Origin of the sequence: Nocardia jinanensis (assembly GCF_014645735.1) — a bacterium.
Lineage (GTDB): Bacteria > Actinomycetota > Actinomycetes > Mycobacteriales > Mycobacteriaceae > Nocardia > Nocardia jinanensis.
In genome coordinates this window covers 76,575-95,887 of sequence record NZ_BMMH01000019.1, presented here as the reverse complement: position 1 = coordinate 95,887, position 19,313 = coordinate 76,575, and the positions used below count along the sequence as shown (strand labels likewise).

At 66.7% G+C, this 19,313-nt stretch carries 18 protein-coding genes; 9 read left to right on the top strand and 9 right to left on the bottom strand.

Features of this window, described 5'->3' with window-relative positions:
* The 3 genes from IEY68_RS29405 to IEY68_RS29395 form a co-directional block, all read left to right on the top strand.
* On the top strand, positions 1-798 hold a 798-nt coding region (locus IEY68_RS29405), incomplete at its 5' end, for a DNA-directed RNA polymerase subunit beta (protein ID WP_444543822.1).
* Positions 799-909: 111 nt separating this feature from the next.
* Positions 910-4,863, top strand: coding sequence for a DNA-directed RNA polymerase subunit beta' (locus IEY68_RS29400; protein WP_063000234.1), 3,954 nt, complete (start codon positions 910-912; stop codon positions 4,861-4,863).
* A gap of 315 nt (positions 4,864-5,178) precedes the next feature.
* The gene (locus IEY68_RS29395) at positions 5,179-7,518 is read left to right on the top strand and encodes a hypothetical protein (protein WP_063000238.1); all 2,340 of its coding nucleotides are present in this window, start codon (positions 5,179-5,181) and stop codon (positions 7,516-7,518) included.
* A 10-nt stretch (positions 7,519-7,528) separates the two neighbouring features.
* Here the strand turns inward: IEY68_RS29395 and IEY68_RS29390 are convergent, their stop codons facing one another.
* A complete protein-coding gene (locus tag IEY68_RS29390; protein WP_063000240.1) occupies positions 7,529-8,410 on the bottom strand; it encodes a formate/nitrite transporter family protein in 882 nt (293 codons plus the stop codon).
* 252 nt (positions 8,411-8,662) lie between these two features.
* On the opposite strand from IEY68_RS29390, the gene cynS reads away from it, so the two are divergent.
* A complete protein-coding gene (cynS, locus tag IEY68_RS29385) occupies positions 8,663-9,112 on the top strand; it encodes a cyanase (protein ID WP_063000242.1) in 450 nt (149 codons plus the stop codon).
* A gap of 25 nt (positions 9,113-9,137) precedes the next feature.
* Here the strand turns inward: cynS and IEY68_RS29380 are convergent, their stop codons facing one another.
* Positions 9,138-9,599 (bottom strand): MarR family winged helix-turn-helix transcriptional regulator, encoded by a 462-nt coding sequence (locus IEY68_RS29380; protein ID WP_063000244.1) that lies wholly within the window; start codon positions 9,597-9,599, stop codon positions 9,138-9,140.
* 151 nt (positions 9,600-9,750) lie between these two features.
* Between IEY68_RS29380 and IEY68_RS29375 the strand changes: the two genes are divergently transcribed.
* Both IEY68_RS29375 and IEY68_RS29370 read left to right on the top strand, forming a co-directional pair.
* Positions 9,751-10,083 carry an ArsR/SmtB family transcription factor gene (locus IEY68_RS29375; RefSeq protein WP_063000246.1) on the top strand — a complete coding sequence of 111 codons (333 nt, stop codon included), beginning with the start codon at positions 9,751-9,753 and terminating at the stop codon, positions 10,081-10,083.
* Positions 10,080-10,553 (top strand): SRPBCC family protein, encoded by a 474-nt coding sequence (locus IEY68_RS29370; protein WP_063000248.1) that lies wholly within the window; start codon positions 10,080-10,082, stop codon positions 10,551-10,553. The genes IEY68_RS29375 and IEY68_RS29370 overlap by 4 nt, the downstream gene beginning before the upstream one ends.
* Before the next feature lie 228 nt (positions 10,554-10,781).
* On the opposite strand, the gene IEY68_RS29365 is transcribed toward IEY68_RS29370, so the two are convergent.
* Positions 10,782-11,795, bottom strand: a complete 1,014-nt coding sequence (locus IEY68_RS29365) for an aldo/keto reductase (protein ID WP_063000250.1) — start codon at positions 11,793-11,795, stop codon at positions 10,782-10,784.
* A 101-nt stretch (positions 11,796-11,896) separates the two neighbouring features.
* Here IEY68_RS29365 and IEY68_RS29360 point away from each other — a divergent pair, with 101 nt between their 5' ends.
* Entirely contained in the window at positions 11,897-12,787 is an 891-nt protein-coding gene (locus IEY68_RS29360) for a helix-turn-helix transcriptional regulator (protein WP_063000326.1), read from the top strand.
* Here the strand turns inward: IEY68_RS29360 and IEY68_RS29355 are convergent.
* The 4 genes from IEY68_RS29355 to IEY68_RS29340 form a co-directional block, all read right to left on the bottom strand.
* Positions 12,748-13,764 (bottom strand): aldo/keto reductase, encoded by a 1,017-nt coding sequence (locus IEY68_RS29355; RefSeq protein ID WP_063000252.1) that lies wholly within the window; start codon positions 13,762-13,764, stop codon positions 12,748-12,750. The two genes, IEY68_RS29360 and IEY68_RS29355, sit on opposite strands and share 40 nt — an antisense overlap.
* A gap of 16 nt (positions 13,765-13,780) precedes the next feature.
* Entirely contained in the window at positions 13,781-14,227 is a 447-nt protein-coding gene (locus IEY68_RS29350) for a MerR family transcriptional regulator (RefSeq protein ID WP_229719106.1), read from the bottom strand.
* 125 nt (positions 14,228-14,352) lie between these two features.
* On the bottom strand, positions 14,353-15,336 hold the full coding sequence (locus tag IEY68_RS29345; RefSeq protein ID WP_063000254.1) for a pirin family protein: 984 nt from the start codon (positions 15,334-15,336) through the stop codon (positions 14,353-14,355).
* Positions 15,329-15,634: a GNAT family N-acetyltransferase gene (locus IEY68_RS29340; RefSeq protein WP_063000256.1), complete on the bottom strand. Its 306-nt coding sequence runs from the start codon at positions 15,632-15,634 to the stop codon at positions 15,329-15,331. Before IEY68_RS29340 ends, IEY68_RS29345 begins: the two co-directional genes overlap by 8 nt.
* A gap of 203 nt (positions 15,635-15,837) precedes the next feature.
* On the opposite strand from IEY68_RS29340, the gene IEY68_RS29335 reads away from it, so the two are divergent.
* Complete coding sequence (locus IEY68_RS29335; protein WP_063000258.1) at positions 15,838-16,038, top strand: hypothetical protein; 201 nt, start codon at positions 15,838-15,840, stop codon at positions 16,036-16,038.
* Between the two features lie 3 nt (positions 16,039-16,041).
* Here the strand turns inward: IEY68_RS29335 and IEY68_RS29330 are convergent, their stop codons facing one another.
* A complete protein-coding gene (locus IEY68_RS29330; RefSeq protein ID WP_063000260.1) occupies positions 16,042-16,533 on the bottom strand; it encodes a SixA phosphatase family protein in 492 nt (163 codons plus the stop codon).
* 177 nt (positions 16,534-16,710) lie between these two features.
* On the opposite strand from IEY68_RS29330, the gene IEY68_RS29325 reads away from it, so the two are divergent.
* Entirely contained in the window at positions 16,711-18,387 is a 1,677-nt protein-coding gene (locus IEY68_RS29325) for a 4Fe-4S binding protein (protein WP_063000262.1), read from the top strand.
* 122 nt (positions 18,388-18,509) lie between these two features.
* On the opposite strand, the gene IEY68_RS29320 is transcribed toward IEY68_RS29325, so the two are convergent.
* Positions 18,510-19,280: an acyl-[acyl-carrier-protein] thioesterase gene (locus tag IEY68_RS29320; protein WP_063000264.1), complete on the bottom strand. Its 771-nt coding sequence runs from the start codon at positions 19,278-19,280 to the stop codon at positions 18,510-18,512.
* Positions 19,281-19,313 lie beyond the last annotated feature (33 nt).

Here is a 19,313-nt window from a genome sequence, read left to right as displayed (position 1 = left end):
TTGAATACCCATGGTGTGCCGCGTCGTATGAATATCGGGCAGATCCTGGAAACCCACCTCGGCTGGGTCGGTAAAGCCGGCTGGGAGGTCGATGTCGCTGCCGACGGCACCCGTCCCGATTGGGCGAAGGCGCTGCCGGAGGAGATGCTGGGTGCTCCGGCCGACTCCAATATCGCGACTCCGGTGTTCGACGGTGCGCGTGAGGAGGAGCTGACCGGGCTGCTGGCGTCGACTCGGCCGAACCGCGACGGTGAGCGCATGGTCAACGACGACGGTAAGGCGACGTTGTTCGATGGTCGTTCGGGTGAGCCGTTCCCGTATCCGGTGGCGGTGGGTTACATGTACATCCTGAAGCTGCATCACTTGGTCGACGACAAGATCCATGCCCGTTCGACCGGTCCGTACTCGATGATCACTCAGCAGCCGCTGGGTGGTAAGGCGCAGTTCGGTGGTCAGCGTTTCGGTGAGATGGAGTGCTGGGCCATGCAGGCCTACGGTGCGGCCTACACCCTGCAGGAATTGTTGACGATCAAGTCCGACGATGTCGTGGGTCGGGTGAAGGTCTACGAGGCGATCGTCAAGGGCGAGAACATTCCGGAGCCGGGCATCCCGGAATCGTTCAAGGTTCTGCTCAAGGAACTCCAGTCGCTGTGCCTCAACGTGGAGGTGCTGTCCTCGGACGGCGCGGCCATCGAGATGCGCGACGGCGACGACGAGGACCTCGAGCGGGCGGCGGCCAATCTGGGCATCAACCTGTCCCGGAACGAAGCGGCCACCGTCGACGATCTGGCGAACTAGGGCGTTGGCCGGGTGCCGTAGACGGATTACGGCTTCGGTACCCGGCCACCGCGTTCGAACCATTAGAGAACTTTTGCTCGTATTCGACCCGCACAGGGGAAAGGAAGTTACGTGCTAGACGTCAACTTCTTCGATGAACTCCGGATCGGCCTGGCCACCGCCGACGATATCCGCCAGTGGTCCTTCGGTGAGGTGAAGAAGCCGGAGACCATCAACTACCGCACGCTCAAGCCGGAGAAGGACGGCCTGTTCTGCGAGAAGATCTTCGGTCCCACGCGGGACTGGGAGTGCTACTGCGGTAAGTACAAGCGCGTCCGCTTCAAGGGCATCATTTGTGAGCGCTGTGGCGTCGAGGTCACCCGCGCCAAGGTGCGCCGTGAGCGGATGGGCCATATCGAGCTGGCGGCGCCGGTCACCCACATCTGGTACTTCAAGGGTGTGCCGAGCCGTCTCGGCTACCTGCTCGACCTGGCGCCGAAGGATCTGGAAAAGATCATCTACTTCGCCGCCTACGTCATCACCGCTGTCGACGACGAAATGCGGCACAACGAGCTGTCCACGCTCGAGGCGGAGATGGAGGTCGAGAAGAAGACCGTCGCCGACCAGCGTGACGCCGATCTCGAGGCCCGGGCGCAGAAGCTCGAGGCCGATCTGGCCGAGCTCGAGGCCGAAGGCGCCAAGTCCGACGTCCGCCGCAAGGTCAAGGACGGCGGCGAGCGGGAGATGAAGCAGCTCCGCGACCGCGCCCAGCGCGAGCTGGACCGGCTCGACGAGATCTGGACCACCTTCACCAAGCTCGCCCCCAAGCAGCTGATCGTGGACGAGGTGCTCTACCGCGAGATCACCGATCGCTACGGCGAGTACTTCACCGGTGCGATGGGCGCGGAGTCCATCCAGAAGCTGATGGAGAACTTCGATATCGCGGCCGAGGCCGAGAACCTGCGGGAGACCATCCGCAGCGGTAAGGGCCAGAAGAAGCTGCGTGCGCTCAAGCGCCTGAAGGTCGTCGCCGCGTTCCAGACCAACGGCAACTCGCCGATGGGCATGGTGCTCGACGCCGTTCCGGTGATCCCGCCGGAACTGCGGCCGATGGTCCAGCTCGACGGTGGCCGCTTCGCCACCTCCGACCTGAACGACCTCTACCGTCGCGTCATCAACCGCAACAACCGCCTCAAGCGACTGATCGATCTCGGCGCGCCCGAGATCATCGTCAACAACGAGAAGCGGATGCTGCAGGAGTCCGTGGACGCGCTGTTCGACAACGGCCGTCGCGGCCGGCCGGTCACCGGCCCGGGCAACCGCCCGCTGAAGTCCCTGAGCGATCTGCTCAAGGGCAAGCAGGGTCGTTTCCGGCAGAACCTGCTCGGTAAGCGTGTCGACTACTCCGGCCGTTCGGTCATCGTCGTCGGACCGCAGCTGAAACTGCACCAGTGCGGTCTGCCGAAGCTGATGGCGCTGGAACTGTTCAAGCCGTTCGTGATGAAGCGGCTGGTCGACCTGAACCACGCGCAGAACATCAAATCCGCCAAGCGGATGGTGGAGCGGCAGCGGCCGCAGGTGTGGGACGTGCTCGAAGAGGTCATCGCCGAGCACCCGGTGCTGCTGAACCGCGCGCCGACGCTGCACCGCCTGGGTATCCAGGCCTTCGAGCCGCAACTGGTCGAAGGTAAAGCCATCCAGCTGCACCCGCTGGTCTGTGAGGCGTTCAACGCCGACTTCGACGGTGACCAGATGGCCGTGCACCTGCCGCTGTCGGCGGAGGCACAGGCCGAGGCCCGCATCCTGATGCTGTCCTCGAACAACATCCTGTCGCCGGCGTCGGGTCGCCCGCTGGCCATGCCGCGTCTGGACATGGTGACGGGTCTGTATTACCTGACCCGGTTCGACGAGGGCGCCAAGGGTGAGTACCAGCCCGCGAACGGCGACGGTCCGGAGCAGGGCGTGTACTCCTCGCCGGCCGAAGCGCAGATGGCGGTCGACCGCGGTGAGCTGACCGTGCGTTCGAATATCAAGGTGCGGCTCACCGATCAGCGTCCGCAGAAGGACGTCGAAGCGGAGCTGTTCCCGGACGGCTGGCGGCGTGGCGACGCCTGGACCACCAAGACCACGCTGGGCCGGGTGCTCTTCAACGAGTTGCTGCCGGCGGACTACGCGTTCATCAACGAGCCGATGCCGAAGAAGCGGCAGGCGACGATCATCAACGATCTCGCCGAGCGCTACCCGATGATCGTGGTCGCGCAGACCGTCGACAAGCTCAAGGACGCCGGCTTCTACTGGGCCACGCGTTCGGGTGTCACCGTCTCCATGTCGGACGTGCTCGTTCCGCCGGAGAAGGCCGAGATCATGGAGCGCTACGAGGCGCAGTCCGATCAGATCGAGAAGAAGTACCAGCGTGGTGCGCTCGATCACCAGGAGCGAAACAACGCCCTGGTCAAGATCTGGCAGGAGGCGACCGAAGAGGTCGGTAGGGCGCTGCGTGCGCACTACCCGGCCGATAACCCGATCATCACGATCGTCGATTCGGGCGCCACGGGTAACTTCACCCAGACCCGTACCCTCGCCGGTATGAAGGGCCTGGTGACGAACCCGAAGGGTGAGTTCATCCCGCGGCCGATCAAGTCCTCCTTCCGTGAGGGCCTGACGGTGCTGGAGTACTTCATCAACACCCACGGTGCTCGTAAGGGTCTGGCCGATACCGCGCTGCGTACCGCCGACTCGGGTTACCTGACCCGTCGTCTGGTCGACGTCTCCCAGGACGTCATCGTGCGCGAGCACGATTGCGCCACCGAACGCGGTATCACCGTGCACATCGCGGAGAGGCTTGCCGACGGCACGCTGATCCGCGACGCGCACGTGGAGACCTCGGCCTATGCCCGCACGCTGGCCTCCGACGCGCTCGACGAGAGTGGCAACGTCGTGGTCGGCAAGGGCGCGGACCTGGGCGATCCCGCGATCGAGGCGCTTCTGGACGCCGGTATCACCGAGGTGCGGGTCCGCTCCGTGCTGACCTGCACCACCGGCACCGGTGTCTGTGCGACCTGCTACGGCCGCTCCATGGCGACCGGAAAGCTGGTCGATATCGGCGAGGCCGTCGGTATCGTCGCCGCGCAGTCCATCGGTGAACCCGGTACCCAGCTCACCATGCGTACCTTCCACCAGGGTGGTGTCGCGGGTGATGACATCACCGGTGGTCTGCCCCGTGTGCAGGAGCTCTTCGAGGCTCGGGTGCCCAAGGGCAAGGCACCGATCGCCGAGGTGTCGGGCCGGATCCGGCTGGAGGACGACGACCGCTTCTACAAGATCACCATCATTCCCGACGACGGCGGGGACGATGTGGTCTACGACAAGCTGTCCAAGCGTCAGCGGCTGCGTGTGTTCAAGCACGACGACGGCAGCGAGCGTCTGCTGTCCGACGGTGACCACGTCGAGGTCGGCCAGCAGCTGCTGGAAGGTGCTGCGGATCCGCACGAGGTGCTGCGTGTGATGGGCCCCCGGCAGGTTCAGATCCACCTGGTCCACGAGGTCCAGGAGGTCTACCGGAGCCAGGGTGTGTCGATCCACGACAAGCACATCGAGGTCATCGTCCGCCAGATGCTGCGCCGGGTGACGATCATCGACTCGGGCGCCACCGAGTTCCTGCCCGGTTCGCTCACCGAGCGGGCCGAGTTCGAGGCGTCCAACCGCCGGGTCGTCGCCGAGGGGCGCGAACCCGCGGCGGGTCGTCCGGTGCTGATGGGTATCACCAAGGCGTCGCTGGCCACCGATTCGTGGTTGTCGGCGGCGTCCTTCCAGGAGACCACCCGAGTCCTCACGGACGCGGCCATCAACTGCCGCTCCGATAAGCTCATCGGTCTCAAGGAGAACGTGATCATCGGTAAGCTGATCCCGGCCGGTACCGGTATCAACCGGTACCGCAACATCCAGGTTCAGCCGACCGAGGAGGCCCGTGCCGCGGCGTACGCGGTGCCGTCCTACGACGACACCTACTACAGCCCGGAGGGCTTCGGTGCCACCACCGGTGCCGCCGTTCCGCTGGACGATTACGGATTCAGCGACTACCGGTAACCGGTAGACCGCGGCAAACGTTCGGCCCGCTCCCTGTCGGAGCGGGCCGAACTCGTGTTCAGAGCCCCGAAGCGAACGGGTTCCTACGACCGGTCCGGTACGTGGGGATCGCCGGATACCGGTACTCCGGAGTCGAGCAGTATCGCGGCGAGTAGATCCCGGGCCGCGCGCCGGCGATGGCGCACGGAGGTGAACCGAGCATTTCGATCACGTTGCGCGGATGTGTAGTTCGGTCGAACGCCGGCGAATAACCTTGGCCCGCACTGTCTGCCGACGTCGTCGAACAGTTCCCGATCCGACGACCGCCGGAGGGTCATGCCGAGCCGAAATCCTGTATCCGATCACCGTAGTCGCGTCCGCCGCACCCGGCGTGGCAGCGGCGGTGAGCTCGCGCCGAGCTCGCGTCGGCGGCGGTGGATCCGTCGGCTGGCAGTTCTCGCGACCGCCCTGTTCGTCCTACCCGCCGTGCTCGGGGCCACCGCGCTGGCGGCGTCGGGCGACTCCGAATCGGTCGCGAATGCGGGCTTTCCCGCACTGAACTGGATGAACATCCGGGATTCCCGGGGCGTCGAGCTCACGCACTACCGGTTCGCCACCTCACCCGGCAGTCTGTTCGAACCGCTGGAAACCGCCGTCGCCGTCGTGCTCGGTCTGGAATTCGCCGGCTATATCGTCATAGTGACGGGCGCGATCTGGGTGATCGGCTACACGATGAGTTTCCATTGGCTCGATCCGTTCGGTCGAGCGCTGTCCGGGATCGCCAGGAGCCTCGACGCGCAGATCGGCATCCCGATGGTGCTCATCGTCGCCACCTCGATCGGCGCGTTCATCGTCGCCTGGTTCGTACTGCGCGGTTTCCACGCGCGAGCGGCCACGCAGGTGGTCACCATGGTCGGGGTCGCCGTGATCGGCCCGGTGTTCATGGCCGAGCCGCTGGAGGACGTGCTGTCCTCGCACGGGTTGATGTCGCAGGGGCGCGATCTCGGAATCTCCGTCGCGGCCGGGCTGACCGGGCACACCTACGCCGACCCCGCCGGGCTGGTGGCGACTATGCAGGAGAACCTGGCCGACAATTTCGCCCGGCAACCACTGCAGGTGTGGAATTTCGGGCATGTGATCGACGATCGGGCGGCCTGTGCGGCCAGTTGGACGGCAGGAGTGCAGCGGGGTTCGGAGTCCGCGGTGGTATCCGGATTGCGTGCGTGCGGGGATCTGGCGGCGTACCACGCGGCGCTGAACCCGAGTATGGGGCAGGTCGGTTCGGGTCTGGTCATGTTGCTCTGCGCCGGGATCCTGCTCGCCTTCGGGGCCTACCTCTCGGTCAAGATCATCTGGTCCGCGCTCGATTCGATCTTCCACGGCTTCGCCGCGATATTCGGCTTCGCGGCAGGCGGATTCGTCTACGGTCCGACACAGACGTTTCTGGTGCGCAATCTCGTGGACAGTTTCTACGGCGCCGTCGTGATGGCGGTCTACATCATCTATCTCGGGTTGTACGTACTGTTCCTCGACAATCTCTTCGATCAGGCCCCCGGCCAGGGGACAGTGGTGCTGATCCTCGGCGCCGTGGTGGAAATCGTCGGGCTGCTCCAGTTCCGGCGCCTCGTCGGCGCGTTGCATCAGGGCAACGAGTGGATCGTCAACCGGTTCGCGCTCGCCCTGCAGCAGGGGCCGGGCGGCGGAGGCGCGGGTGGCGGCGGTGGTGGGTCGACGGCGCTCGGTATGGGGTCCAGCGGTCTCGATAACGCCGGGGTTCCGGGACTCGGCCTGATCGCCGGTGCCGCCGCGCTCGGAACTTTGAACAACAACCCGGCCTCGGCCTGGCTGTTCAACCGGGTATCACCGCTGGAACCGCATTCGATGAAGCGGCAGAGCGCGATGCTCGACCAGTGGGGCGTGTGGAACGCCCGATGGAACGGTGAGAAGGCCGGTGGCCCCGATGGGCTGGCCACCCACGCCTACCTCGACCGACTACATCTCTCGCACGCCGCCCGCGATGCGACGGCCGTCGCCCGTAACGACGGCCGCGGTGGGGTGAATACGGCGCGCGGCGCGGCCGCCGCGGTCGACGGGGTGCTGGTCGGCGGCGGCGCGTTTCTCGGCCAGGTGGCCGCCTCGCTGCGCGGCGCCGGGTTCACCGACGAGGATATGATCCAGCGCGCCGTGGAAGCGCGGGGATACCTGTACAAGCACGCGGGTGATGTGCCACTGACCGATAAGAATCTGGCCGAAGTCGTCGCGGCCTCCAACTACGCCGCGTCGATGAACACCCCGGCAGCCCACGCGGAACTGGAACGGGCGGCCCTCACCTATGCGTTCGGCCGGGAAGGGGTCGAGTTACAGGGTTCGGCGCGCCGGGTGGGCGAGGAGTATATGGCCGCGCCGAGCCGGGAGGGATTGAACCGCATCCAGAAGGTCGCGTCGGGGGAGGAGACGGCGATGTATTCCGCCGGGGACGCGGCCCAGATACTGCGCTGGATCGGTGACGAACACGCCGGACGTGTCTCCGAGACCGTGACCGATTACATCACCGACCCGTCGAACGCGGAGAATCGCCGCCGCTTCTTCGCCGCACAGAACGCGGCCATCGACACCGACTACTGGGCCACGGAGGCGACCCGGTCGCCCGCATCGGCGCTGGCGCCCGGTGGCTGAGCGGCTCCGCTCAGGCCCGGGTCGCGACCGGCTCGCTGTCGGCTGCCGGCTCGGACGCTTCGAGCTCGGGTGTTTCGGCGACGGGTCGCGGCCGCGGCGTGGCAGTACGCGCGTGTGTCGCGTAGAGGGTCAGGCCGACGAAGGTCAGGCCGCCGATCAGATTGCCGATCACCGTGGGGATCTCGTTCCAGATCAGGTAGTCGCCGATCGAGAAATCGCCACCCAGCAGGAGTCCGGAGGGGAACAGGAACATATTGACGATCGAATGCTCGAATCCCATATAGAAGAACAGCATGATCGGCATCCACATGGCGATGACCTTTCCGGATACCGAGGTCGACATCATCGCCGCGACCACACCGGTGGAGACCATCCAATTGCACAGCACACCGCGGACGAAAAGGGTGAGCATTCCCGCGGCACCGTGGTCGGCGTAGCCGACGGTGCGCGAAACACCGATTTCGCCGAGTTTCTGGCCGACTTCGTTGGGGTCCATCGAGAAGCCCATGGTCACAATGATCGCCATCATGACCGCGACGGTGAACGCGCCGAGGAAGTTGCCGGCGAACACCAGCCCCCAGTTGCGTAGCAGGGCCCGCCAGGTGACACCGGGTCGCCGGTCCAGCCAGGCCAGCGGTACCAGGGTGAAAACGCCTGTGAGCAGGTCGAATCCGAGAAGGTAGAGCATGCAGAAGCCGACCGGGAAGAGGACCGCGCCGAGCAGCGCCTCGCCCGTCTGCACGGTGATGGTGACCGCGAAGGCCGCGGCGAGCGCCAGGATCGCGCCCGCCATATAGGCGCGGATCACCGTATCGCGCGTGGACATGAATGCCTTCGCCTCGCCGGCGTCGACCATTTTCCCGACGAAATCCGCTGGTTCGATATAAGACATGGCACGCCCTTCAATTGTGGTGCTCCGTGCCGAAGTGTGCGATGCCGAGATTTCCCGTCCGTATCGAGCCGACAGCGCCCGTGTTACCGGGCCCTCACCGGATTGCGCGCGGTGGTGTACCTCCGGAGTACGACTCTGTGCAACAGCCACGCACGACCGCGATATCGCGAAGGTAAACATTGTGATACCGATTCGGTTCACAGTGCCCGGCGATGGGAGGCTTTCGATGTTTCCCGATGCTAGGAGTCTCGTATGGAACCGATCATGAGCAAGCGCGCGGCCGCCGATCTCGTTGTCGCCGCACGTATCCGCCAGGGACTGTCCTGGGCCGATATCGCCGGGGAACTCGGTGCTCCGCTGGTCTGGACCACTGCCGCGCTGCTCGGACAGCATCCGATGACGCCGGAGCAGGCCCGCACGGTCTGCGGCCTGCTCGGACTGGACCACGCGGTGGCCGAGAGTCTGGCGCTGCAGCCCGCCCGCGGCGCGGATCCGGCGCTCATGAGCGATCCCACCATCTATCGCTTCGTGGAGGCGATCTCGGTATACGGGCCGGCGTTGAAGGAACTCATCCACGAGGAGTTCGGCGACGGGATCATGAGTGCTATCAACTTCAAGGTCGATTTCGCCCGGCGCCCCGATCCCGACGGTGACCGCGTCGTCATCACGTTCGACGGGAAGTTCCTCGACTACAGGTGGTGATCCGGGCGCGCCGTTCGGTCTCCGCTCACTGGTTGTTCGGGAGCTCGTCGGCCAGTCGCTGTAGATAGCCGGCGAACCGGCGGCGGTCGGCGGGGGACCAGTCGCCGGTAAGCCGGTCGAATACGCGGCGTTGCCAATCGTGGGCGTCGGCCAGCAGGCGGGTACCCGCCGGGGTGAGATGCAGGGCGGTGCGCCGGCGGTCGAGTTCGGATTCGCGGCGGGACAGATAACCGGCGGTGGTGGCGTCGCGGACCATCCGGCTGGCGCCGGAATGGTCGAGACCGAGCTGGTGGGCGACCGCGGTAATGGTCGCCTCGTCCGGGGCGCCGGCGGCGCCGGCCACCGCTTCCACAACCTGTACGTGCGCAGCGTTGTGCAGCTCCGTGCTCTGCTCGCCCGCGCCGCGCTGTATCCAGCGCCGGGACCAGAACCGAACCAGCCGGAACAGGGCGGGCCCGCCGTCTGCGGGAATGGAGCTGCCGCTCATATAGACCAATCTATCCTCTTCGGAAAATTGCATGTGTCTCGCATATATATTACGTGTGTATCACATGCAAATAATCGCCGGAGGGGCACGGCTACGAGCTCTTCACTGTCGCCTGTTGACATCCCGTCCGTACCGGCTCATACTGAACTAGATGGTTCAGTATGAGTTCTTGGACGCCTCCTTCGGGGCGCTCGCGGACCCCACCCGACGGGGCATCCTCGAGCGGCTCGGCCGTGGTCCCGCCACCGTCAGCGACCTGGCGGACGAATTCTCGATGACCCTCACCGGCATCAAGAAGCACATCCAGCTGCTCGAGGACGCGGGCATGGTGGTCACGGAGAAGCGGGGCCGGGTCCGGTACTGCCGGATCGGTCCCGATGTGTTCGAACGGGAGATGGCCTGGCTCCAGAGCTACCGGCAGATGCTGGAAGCGCGCATGGACCGTCTCGGCGAATTCCTGCAACGAACGGAGCACGAACAATGAGCACTGCCACCGAAGAAGCCGTCGTCACTGCCGCCGCGGACCGCGAGATCCGGATCGAGCGGGTTTTCAACGCCCCGCGTGAGCGGGTCTGGGACGCCTACACCCGCCTCGAACAGCTCATCCAGTGGTGGGGCCGGGGTAATCGCGTCGATGTCGAGCGCTGGGAGTTCCGGGTCGGCGGGCACTGGCGTTTCGTGGAGCACGCCGACGGGCAGTCGCACGGGTTCGAGGGCCGGATCCGGGAAATTGTGCCGCGGGAGCGGATCGTGCAGTCCTTCGAATGGGACGGTATGCCCGCGCACGTCGCCATCGACGGCGCGTCTTTCGAGGACCTCGGCGACGGGCGTACCCGGGTGGTGACGGTGAGCCAGTTCCACACTCCGGAGGAGCGGGACGGAATGCTGCAGTCGGGTATGGCGGAGGGACTCAATGCCAGCTACCGCGCACTGGACGCACTGCTGGCGAAGTAGCTATCGGGGCCAGTCGCCGGCCGGGCCCGAATGAATCGGTGCCCGGCCGGCGAAAAGGCGGACGGTTGCCGAACCGCGGCAGACCCGAGGCATGGTCACCGCCGACCTGCGGCTGATCGCCGGACAGTGCCCTGACCCCCGCTTCTCCCGATACGGCCGGTGCCGGCGAGGACGAGGTGATAGCGGCTGTGGTGGACCGGCCGGGCCACTCGGCGGACCCGTACGGCTTCAGCGCTCGCTGTCGAGCGCTTTCATCTGCGCCTGCGCATACCGGCTACCCGCCACACCCTCGGCCGGAACCGCGGCTTCGACAGCGGCGATATCCGCGTCGTCGAGGGTGACGTCGAGTGCGCCGAGTGCCTCCGACCAGCGGGCGCGGGTCCGCGAGCCGATCACCGGAACGATATCGTCGCCGCGGCTCAGCACCCAGGCGATGGCCAGCTGGGCGGTGGAGACGCCCTTGCGCTGCGCGAGCGCGGCCAGCGCATCGACCAGCTCCAGGTTGGCGGCGAGGTTGTCGCCCTGGAAACGGGGCGAATGGGCCCGGTAGTCCGACTGCGCGAATTCGGTGGAGCGGCCGGGAGCGGTATCGCTGAGCAGGCCGCGGGAGAGTACCCCGTACGCGGTGATACCGATACCGAGTTCCCGGCACACGGGCAGGATCGCGGTTTCGATTCCGCGCGAGAACAGTGAGTACTCGATCTGTAGATCGGCGATCGGGTGCACCGCGGCGGCCCGGCGCAGCGTCTCGGCGCCCACTTCGGAAAGGCCGATATACCGCACATATCCGGCGTCGACGAGTTCGGCGATGGCGCCGACGGTGTCCTCGATCGGCACCGCCGGGTCCAGCCGTGCCGGACGATAGATGTCGACGTGATCGACCCCGAGCCGGCGCAGGCTGTAGCTCAAGAAGTTTCGCAGCGCGGCCGGACGGCCGTCGAACCCCTGCCAGGTGCCGTCCGGGCCGATCATCCCGCCGAACTTCACACTGAGGATCGTTTCCTCCCGGGGCCGGTCGGCGATGGCGCGGCCCACCAGCATTTCGTTGTGGCCCATAGCGTAGAAATCACCGGTATCCACGAGCCGGGCGCCGGAATCGAGCGCGGCGTGCACGGTGGCGGTCGATTCGGTGCTATCGGCGGGGCCGTAGGAACCCGACATCCCCATCGCGCCGAGCCCGATACGCCCGACCGTCGGGCCGGTGCTGCCCAGCTGTGCGACTGCAATCTGTGTGTTCGTCATGGCTTCCACGGTGGCGGAACGTTCGCGCCCGCGGCAGAGACGCTTTATCGGGGGATCGGCGGTCCCTGGCTGACCGTGCGGTGGTGCGCGACAGTGGAGGTATGGATCGCAGCGAACTCGCCGATTTCCTCCGCCGCCGCCGGGAACAGCTCACCACCGAGGCGGTGGGGCTGCCGCCGGGTGCCCGGCGCCGGACCCCGGGCCTGCGGCGTGACGAAGTGGCGCAACTGGCCGGGATCTCCACCGACTACTACACGCGGCTGGAGCAGGCGCGCGGTCCGCGGCCGTCCACACAGGTGCTCGCGGCCCTCACCCGCGCGCTGCGGTGTACCGGTGACGAACGCGATCACGTCTATCTGCTGTGCGATCACGCCCCGCCCGGCGGGAGCCGGACGGACAAACATGTGGGCCCGGGGCTCATGCACGTACTGGCGAAGCTGGACGATATCCCGGCCGCGGTCATCACCGACCTGGGTGAATGCCTGGTACAGAACCGGATGCACATCCTGCTCTTCGGCGATCAGACCGAGCGGCCCGGCTGGGAACGGTTCCATGCGTGGCGGTGGTTCACCGATCCGGCGATCCGGGTGCTCGCACCGGCGCAGGATGCGGACCGGTTGTCCCGGCGGCAGGTGGCCGATCTGCGTGCCACGGCGGCCCGGCGGCCCAAGGACCCGGACGTCGTCGAGTTCGTCGGCGCGCTGCGCACGGCAAGTGCGGAGTTCGATCGGTTGTGGAACGAACACGAAGTGGCGGTCCGGCTCTCCGACACCAAGAGCGCCGTGCACCCCGAGGTAGGCGTGATCGAGGTGTTCTGCGAAACCCTGCTCACCCCGAGCGCCACCCAGCGACTGCTCATCTACTGGCCGCTGCCGGGCACCGACGCCGCGGAGAAGATGGAACTGCTCCGCGTCATCGGTACCCAGCGGCTGGATTCGGGCGAGCAGCCGTCCTACTCGCGGCCCGCCGACGTGAACGACATATCCGGATAGCGCGGCCCGGCGACCTGCCCGGCGATCGGCTCCAGCCGGTCCAGTTCCGCGGCGGTCAGCGTGACGGTGGCGGCCGCGGCGTTCTCCGCCAGCCGGGTCCGGCGCCGGGTGCCCGGAATGGGAACCACCGGTAGCCCGTGGACCTGCGCGCGGGACTGCACCCAGGCCAGTGCGATCTGGGCCGGTGTGAGTTCGCGGGCCTCGGCGATGGCGTGCAGCGGCGCGAGGAGCCCGGCATTGTGGGTGGCGTTGTCGCCGGTGAAACGCGGCATGTTCCGCCGGAAATCGCCCTCGGCCAGATCTCCGGTGCTGGGTAGGGCGCCGGTGAGGAAGCCACGGCCCAGCGGTGAATAGGGCACGAAGGTGACACCCAGCTCGGCGGCGGCGGGAACGGCCGTGCGCTCGACATCCCGGGAGAACAGCGACCACTCCGACTGCACCGCCGCGATCGGATGGACCCCGTGCGCGGCACGCAGCTCGTCACCGGTGACCTCGGACAGGCCGAGCGCGCGCACCTTGCCCGCCCGCACCAGTTCGGCCATCACACCCACGCTGTCCTCGATCGGCACCCGGGGATCGCGCCGGTGCATGTAGTACAGGTCGATGGTGTCGGTACCGAGCCGGCGCAAACTGGCGTCCACGGCCGCACGGATGTAGTCGGGTGAATTGTCGATACCGCGATACTGCGGATCGTCGGCCTTCCGCAGGATGGCGAATTTCGTGGCCAGGACGATCCGGTCCCGGTTGGCGCGGACGAAATCGCTCAGGAATTCCTCGTTGTCGCCGGAGCCGTAGATATCGGCGGTGTCGAACAGGGTGACGCCGAGTTCGAGAGCGTGATCCAGCGTCGCGCGGGATTCCGTGCGATCGGTGGGGCCGTAGAACTCGCTCATACCCATGCAGCCCAGTCCTTGAACTCCGACCCGGATCCCGTCGGTGCCCAGCGTGGTGGTCGGCAGTACTGCGGAGGTGGTCATGGTCTCGGGTATCCCTTCACGAAGCTGCGTTGTCGGTCGACCGGACGGCGTCACTGAGGGTCTGCTGTTCATAGATCGAGATCTTGTGATCCAGCACCGCCACGGTCTGTTCGAGTTCGGCGATACGTTCGAGGACATCGGCGCGGGTCTTGCGGAACATCGCGAGCCGTTCGGGGATGGTGCTCGCGCCGGCGCGGACCAATTCGGCGTACCTGATCATGTCCGCCACCGTCATACCTGTGGTGCGCAACCGGGTGATCAGGGTCAGCCAGTCCAGGTCCCGGTCGCTGAACCGGCGTTTACCGGTGTTGTCGCGGCCGATATGGGCGAGCAGGCCGATGCGCTCGTACCAGCGCAGGGTGTCCTGGCTCAGTCCGCAGTGCCGGGCGGCGGCCCCGATCGAATGCCGGGGGAGCTCCCGTGCCGGGTCGGTGACGTCCAGGCTGGGTCCGGTAACACTCACAGGACTACCTCTCTTGTCTAAAGTTGCTGCGCCACAACAATTTATGTGTGGCGCCCGATATCCTCTCGTCGAACGAGGACAACGTTATCCACCTGGAGTGCACTCCAGACAAGCCCTGATCCGGATCAGCTGCCGTGCGGTCGCCGGGCGCGCGGTTTCAGCTGCCCGCCGGGCAGCGGTGGCGCCGGAATGCGCTGATCGGGAGTATGACCGGCGATATCGCCGAAACGCCCGGTATGGTGCGACTCCCAATCCGTACGGGCCGCCACGATCTCCGCGTGATCACGGGCGACGAAATTCCACCACATCACCAGTTCCTCGGCGAGCGGCTCCCCGCCGATCAGGGCGAAACGGCCACCGGAGTCGCTGGACAGTTCGAGATTGTCGCGCCCGGTGCCCAGATACAGCAGCGGGCCCGGCGTGAGCTCGGTCCCGGCGGCGGTCACCGTGCCCTCGACCACCAAAAGCGCGTACTCGAACTCCGGGTTCGACGGCAGCGTGGCCGCGGTGGCCGGATCGATCTCGATATCGGCCCCCACCAGCGGGGTGTAGACGATCGCGGGCGAGGTGACCCCGGCCAGCGAGCCCAGCAATACGATCGCCCGCAGCCCCGGGGCGGTGTGAACGGGCAGGTTCCGATGCTGTTCGAAATGCGGCGCGATATCGCGGTGACCGTCGGGCAGCGCGATCCACAACTGCAATCCGCGCCCGGCCGGGGCAGCGGGGACCGTGTACTCGGAATGGGCGATACCGCGACCGGAGGTCATCAGGTTGAGCTGGCCGGGTTCGATCCGCACATCCGAGCCCACCGAATCCCGGTGCCGGATCATCCCCTCGAACGGCCAGGTGACGGTCTGTAGACCGATATGCGGATGCGGGTCGATATCGGGCGGTGCGCCGGTGACAGTGACCGTGGGTGCGCCGAAATAGTCCAGGAAGCACCAGGCGCCGACGGTCGGCAGATCCCGCTGCGGCAGGGTCCGTTCCACGTAGGTACCGCGCACCCCGCCCAGCGGAACCTCACGCGCCGGATACAACCGCGCTACCGGACCCGGACCGATACCCGGCTCGCACAGGGTCTCGGCCGGATGCGGATCGAGATCACTCATCGACGCCGACCACGTGCTCGCCGTACTGCGGGTGCTTCTCCAGATAGCTGCGGATGAACGGGCATTCGGGCCGGATCTTGCGCCCGCGGTCCACGGTGTCGGTGATCGCGAATTCGGCAAGCCGGCTACCCAGCCCCTTTCCGCCGAATTCCGGGCCGATCTCGGTATGGGTGAAGACGGTTTCCCCACCCCGTTCGGTGTACTCCGCGAATCCGGCCAGTTCGGCGCCGTACCACACCTCGTAACGGTTCTCGCCGGGATTGCGCAGCACCTTGCTCTGTTCGGTCGCTTCGGTCATCTCCGCAGCTCCTTTCCGCGTCCGGATACTTCTGAACACGGCGCCACGGCCGGTGGCCGTGCCGCCGAGCGCCAGCGTACTCAGCCCGGACCGGCGCCGGCGGCGTGCTCGGCCGGGTGGCCGGGCTGCGCTCGTCCAGGGGGATCGCCATCAGGAACCCGCGCGTACCAGCGCATCCGGGTTCCGGCACGTAACCTGGGGAGATGGCCAAGGAAATCGACCGGGTCCGCGCGCGTTCGGCGTGGGCCACGGTCAAGGAGAGCCCGGTGATCACCGCCATCGCGGTGGCACCGATCGTGGTGGTGTTCGGTCTGGTCTGGTGGCTGATCGGCGGCTGGGCGGCATTCCTGTTGCTCGTCGTACTCGGCGCCGGAGCGGTGTTCGGCAGCAAACTGCTGCGCTGAGCGTCAGCGTGGGACGTGGAAGCTCACCAGATCGCCCTGACCCGGCCCCACCCGGTCCCACGCGTCGGTGAAACGCAGCACCGCCAGGGCGGAGGTCGGGAATTTGCGACTCAGCCGCAGAGCATCCTCGGTATCGTGCGCGGCCGCCAGGTCCCAGGCCGTCCACGGCATACCCGGGGCATGGCCGATCACCAGCAGGGTCGAGACGGCCGGATCGGTGCGGCCTACGAGTTCGACCAGATAGTCGGCCGTCGCCTCGTAGATCCCGGATTCGAACTCGACCGGTGCGTCGATGCCGGTGGCGGTGAGAGTGTCCCGGGTGCGGGTCGCGGTGGAACAGCGGACCGCGTCGATCGGCGGCTGGGTCTCCCGTAACCAGGTACCGGCCAGGGCGGCTTCGCGTTGCCCACGCGGCGCCAGCGGGCGCTCATGGTCCTCGATCCCGGCCGGATATGCCGATTTCCCGTGCCGCATCAAGATCAGAGTTCGAGCCATGGGACTACCGTAAGCACCCCTCGGTGCGGAGATCCATCACACACTCGAGGCAAACTGAAAGCGGCGTCACAATGGAGGGTGGGACGGCGACCCCGGCCCACGCTCAGTCGTCACGCCCTGCCACCCGCGACCCGGACGGCACCAGCCCGCATATAAGTCTCGAGGATCTGTACAAATATGGCCTACGTAATCACGCAGCGTTGCTGTAACGACGCGAGCTGCGTTTCCGAGTGCCCGGTCGACTGCATCCGCCCGACTCCGGATCAGCCGGAATTCGCGACGACCGAAATGCTCTACATCGACCCCGACACCTGTATCGACTGTGGCGCCTGTGTCGACGCGTGCCCGGTGGAGGCCATCTTCTCCGAGGACGATCTGTCCGCGTCGCTGGCCCGGTTCCGGGAGATCAACGCAGCCTGGTTCGAACGGCATCCGCTGGAATCGAACCTGGATCCGATCTCGACCCCGGTGCGCCCGCCCAAGGAACTGGGCACGCTGCGGGTCGCGATCGTCGGTGCCGGCCCGGCAGCCGCCTACGCGGCCGATGAACTGCTGCGGCGCTGCGATGTCCAGGTGGAGATGTTCGACCGGCTGCCCACGCCGTGGGGTCTGGTCCGCGCGGGTGTGGCGCCCGACCATCCGGGCACCAAGACCGTCGCGGGCATGTTCGAATCGGCGTTCCGGCGCGACACCCTGCAGTACTACCTGAACGTCGAGGTCGGCAAACACATCACTCATGAGGAACTGCTGGCGCATCATCACGCCGTCCTCTACGCGGTGGGTGCCTCCTCGGACCGGCGGATGGGCATCCCGGGCGAGGAACTGCCCGGCAGCCACTCCGCGACCGAGTTCGTGGCCTGGTACAACGGCCATCCCGACTACGCCGACCGCGTCTTCGACCTCTCGGGTGAGCGGGCGATCATCGTCGGTAACGGCAATGTCGCGCTCGATGTCGCCCGGGTGCTGACCGTGGACCCCGACGAACTCGCGAAAACCGATATCGCCGATCACGCACTGGCCGCGCTGCGCGGCAGCGCTATCCGCGAGGTCGTGGTGCTGGGCCGGCGCGGCCCGCTGCAGGCGGCCTACACCTCGCCGGAGTTCCTGGCGCTGACGCACCTGTCGGGGGTGGATATCGTGATCGACCCGGCCGAGCTGGAACTCGATCCGGCTTCGCAGGCGCTGCTCGACCACCCGGATGCCGAGCCCTCGCTGAAGCTGAAATACGCGCTCGCCGAGGAATTCGCCGCCGAACCTGTGGCCGAGGGCAACAAGCGGATCGTATTCAAATATCTGGCCGCCCCGATCGCCGTCACCGGTACGGACAAGGTCGAAGGACTGGAATACGCCCGCAACGAACTGGTGGAAGAGGACGGGATCCTGAATGCCCGCCCCACCAGCGAGGTCGGAAGTCTGCCGGCTTCCCTCGTCCTACGGTCGATCGGCTATCGCGGACGGCCGATTCCGGATCTGCCGTTCGACGACAGGCGCGCGGTCGTCCCCAACGAACACGGGCGCGTCACCGGTGCGGACGGTCAGCCGGTGACCGGGGTGTACGTGAGTGGCTGGATCAAGCGCGGCCCGCGCGGGGTCATCGGTTCCAACCGGGTCGATTCGGCGGAAACCGTAGAGGGGCTGATCGCCGACTTCATCGCGGGCAAACTGGTCGCTCCCACGGCCGACCGCGACGCGCTGCGTGCCCTGGTGCGGGAACGTCAGCCCGATCTGGTGGACCGGGTCGGCTGGAAGGCCATCGACCAGGCGGAACGTGGCGCCGGTAAGGATTCGGGCCGGCCCCGGGTCAAGTTCACCTCTCTCGCGGATCTGCTGCAGGCCGCCAAGGGTGGTAGCTGACGGCTGAGCGTAGGTGGCCGTCAGGCCGTGAAGTCGACGTGGGTCCGTGCCCTGGAACGATCCAGGGTCCGGGCCTGCGGCCGTTTACCGGGGGAGCTGGTTCTCGGAGGGGGCTCTGTGGTCTACAGCGGCGTGACGCGGACGATCGTGGTGGTGATCCCGTCGACGACGAACCACAGTCGCAGTGTCGGCCGGCCTGCCGTCCGGTCGCCGGGTTCGTATCTGCTGCGCACGCTGATGTGCTGACGGGCCAGCACCGGTGCGACGTACTCGATGACCGCCCGGTGCGGGCCACTGACCAGTTTGGGGTAGTCGACCAGATACTGCTCCACTGCCTGCCAGTAGCAGGTGTTGTTCACATGGTTGAACTGGTCGATATCGGTGGCCCGCACCGGGAACGGGAGGTCGGTGTCGGATTCCGGTGGGGTGGAGTCGGTCAGCCAGGGGCGCCAGCGCAGCCGTTGCTCGGTTGTGGTCTGGGCCAGATAGGTGAGGCCCGCGTCGCTGATGCGGGCAGGCATATTGTTCGACTCGTTGATATTGATCCAGAAACCCTCGGTTTCGATCAGGCCGCCGCGGTCGCTGGTGATCCGGACCCGCATATTCGCCCAGCGGGTGGACATACTCGAACACCAGCGCCGCAGGTGGACGTGGTCGGGCCACAGCACCGGCCGCACCACATCGATGACCGTGCGCCGGATGATCCAGCTCGGGTCGCTGCGCTCCAGGACCGATTGGTGGAGGTGTTCCCAGGCGATGTCCTGGAGGTAGCGGGCGACACCGTCGAGGCGTAGCCGGTTGTACGGGTCGACGTCGCCGGCTCGCACCGGCCACGCCGTAACGAACCCCATGCCCTCCTGGGGAAGCGGGGCGAGCGGCTGATCGAGTGACACTTGTGCTCCTCGCGCGGCGGGCTGCGCCGCGGT

Bases quoted from the DNA above. Each gene is read 5' to 3' on its own strand.
- IEY68_RS29395 (WP_063000238.1), top strand. From the start codon at position 5,179: ATGCCGAGCCGAAATCCTGTATCCGATCACCGTAGTCGCGTCCGCCGC.
- IEY68_RS29390 (WP_063000240.1), bottom strand. From the start codon at position 8,410: ATGTCTTATATCGAACCAGCGGATTTCGTCGGGAAAATGGTCGACGCC.
- cynS (WP_063000242.1), top strand. From the start codon at position 8,663: ATGGAACCGATCATGAGCAAGCGCGCGGCCGCCGATCTCGTTGTCGCC.
- IEY68_RS29380 (WP_063000244.1), bottom strand. From the start codon at position 9,599: ATGAGCGGCAGCTCCATTCCCGCAGACGGCGGGCCCGCCCTGTTCCGG.
- IEY68_RS29375 (WP_063000246.1), top strand. From the start codon at position 9,751: ATGGTTCAGTATGAGTTCTTGGACGCCTCCTTCGGGGCGCTCGCGGAC.
- IEY68_RS29370 (WP_063000248.1), top strand. From the start codon at position 10,080: ATGAGCACTGCCACCGAAGAAGCCGTCGTCACTGCCGCCGCGGACCGC.
- IEY68_RS29365 (WP_063000250.1), bottom strand. From the start codon at position 11,795: ATGACGAACACACAGATTGCAGTCGCACAGCTGGGCAGCACCGGCCCG.
- IEY68_RS29360 (WP_063000326.1), top strand. From the start codon at position 11,897: ATGGATCGCAGCGAACTCGCCGATTTCCTCCGCCGCCGCCGGGAACAG.
- IEY68_RS29355 (WP_063000252.1), bottom strand. From the start codon at position 13,764: ATGACCACCTCCGCAGTACTGCCGACCACCACGCTGGGCACCGACGGG.
- IEY68_RS29345 (WP_063000254.1), bottom strand. From the start codon at position 15,336: ATGAGTGATCTCGATCCGCATCCGGCCGAGACCCTGTGCGAGCCGGGT.
- IEY68_RS29340 (WP_063000256.1), bottom strand. From the start codon at position 15,634: ATGACCGAAGCGACCGAACAGAGCAAGGTGCTGCGCAATCCCGGCGAG.
- IEY68_RS29335 (WP_063000258.1), top strand. From the start codon at position 15,838: ATGGCCAAGGAAATCGACCGGGTCCGCGCGCGTTCGGCGTGGGCCACG.
- IEY68_RS29330 (WP_063000260.1), bottom strand. From the start codon at position 16,533: ATGGCTCGAACTCTGATCTTGATGCGGCACGGGAAATCGGCATATCCG.
- IEY68_RS29325 (WP_063000262.1), top strand. From the start codon at position 16,711: ATGGCCTACGTAATCACGCAGCGTTGCTGTAACGACGCGAGCTGCGTT.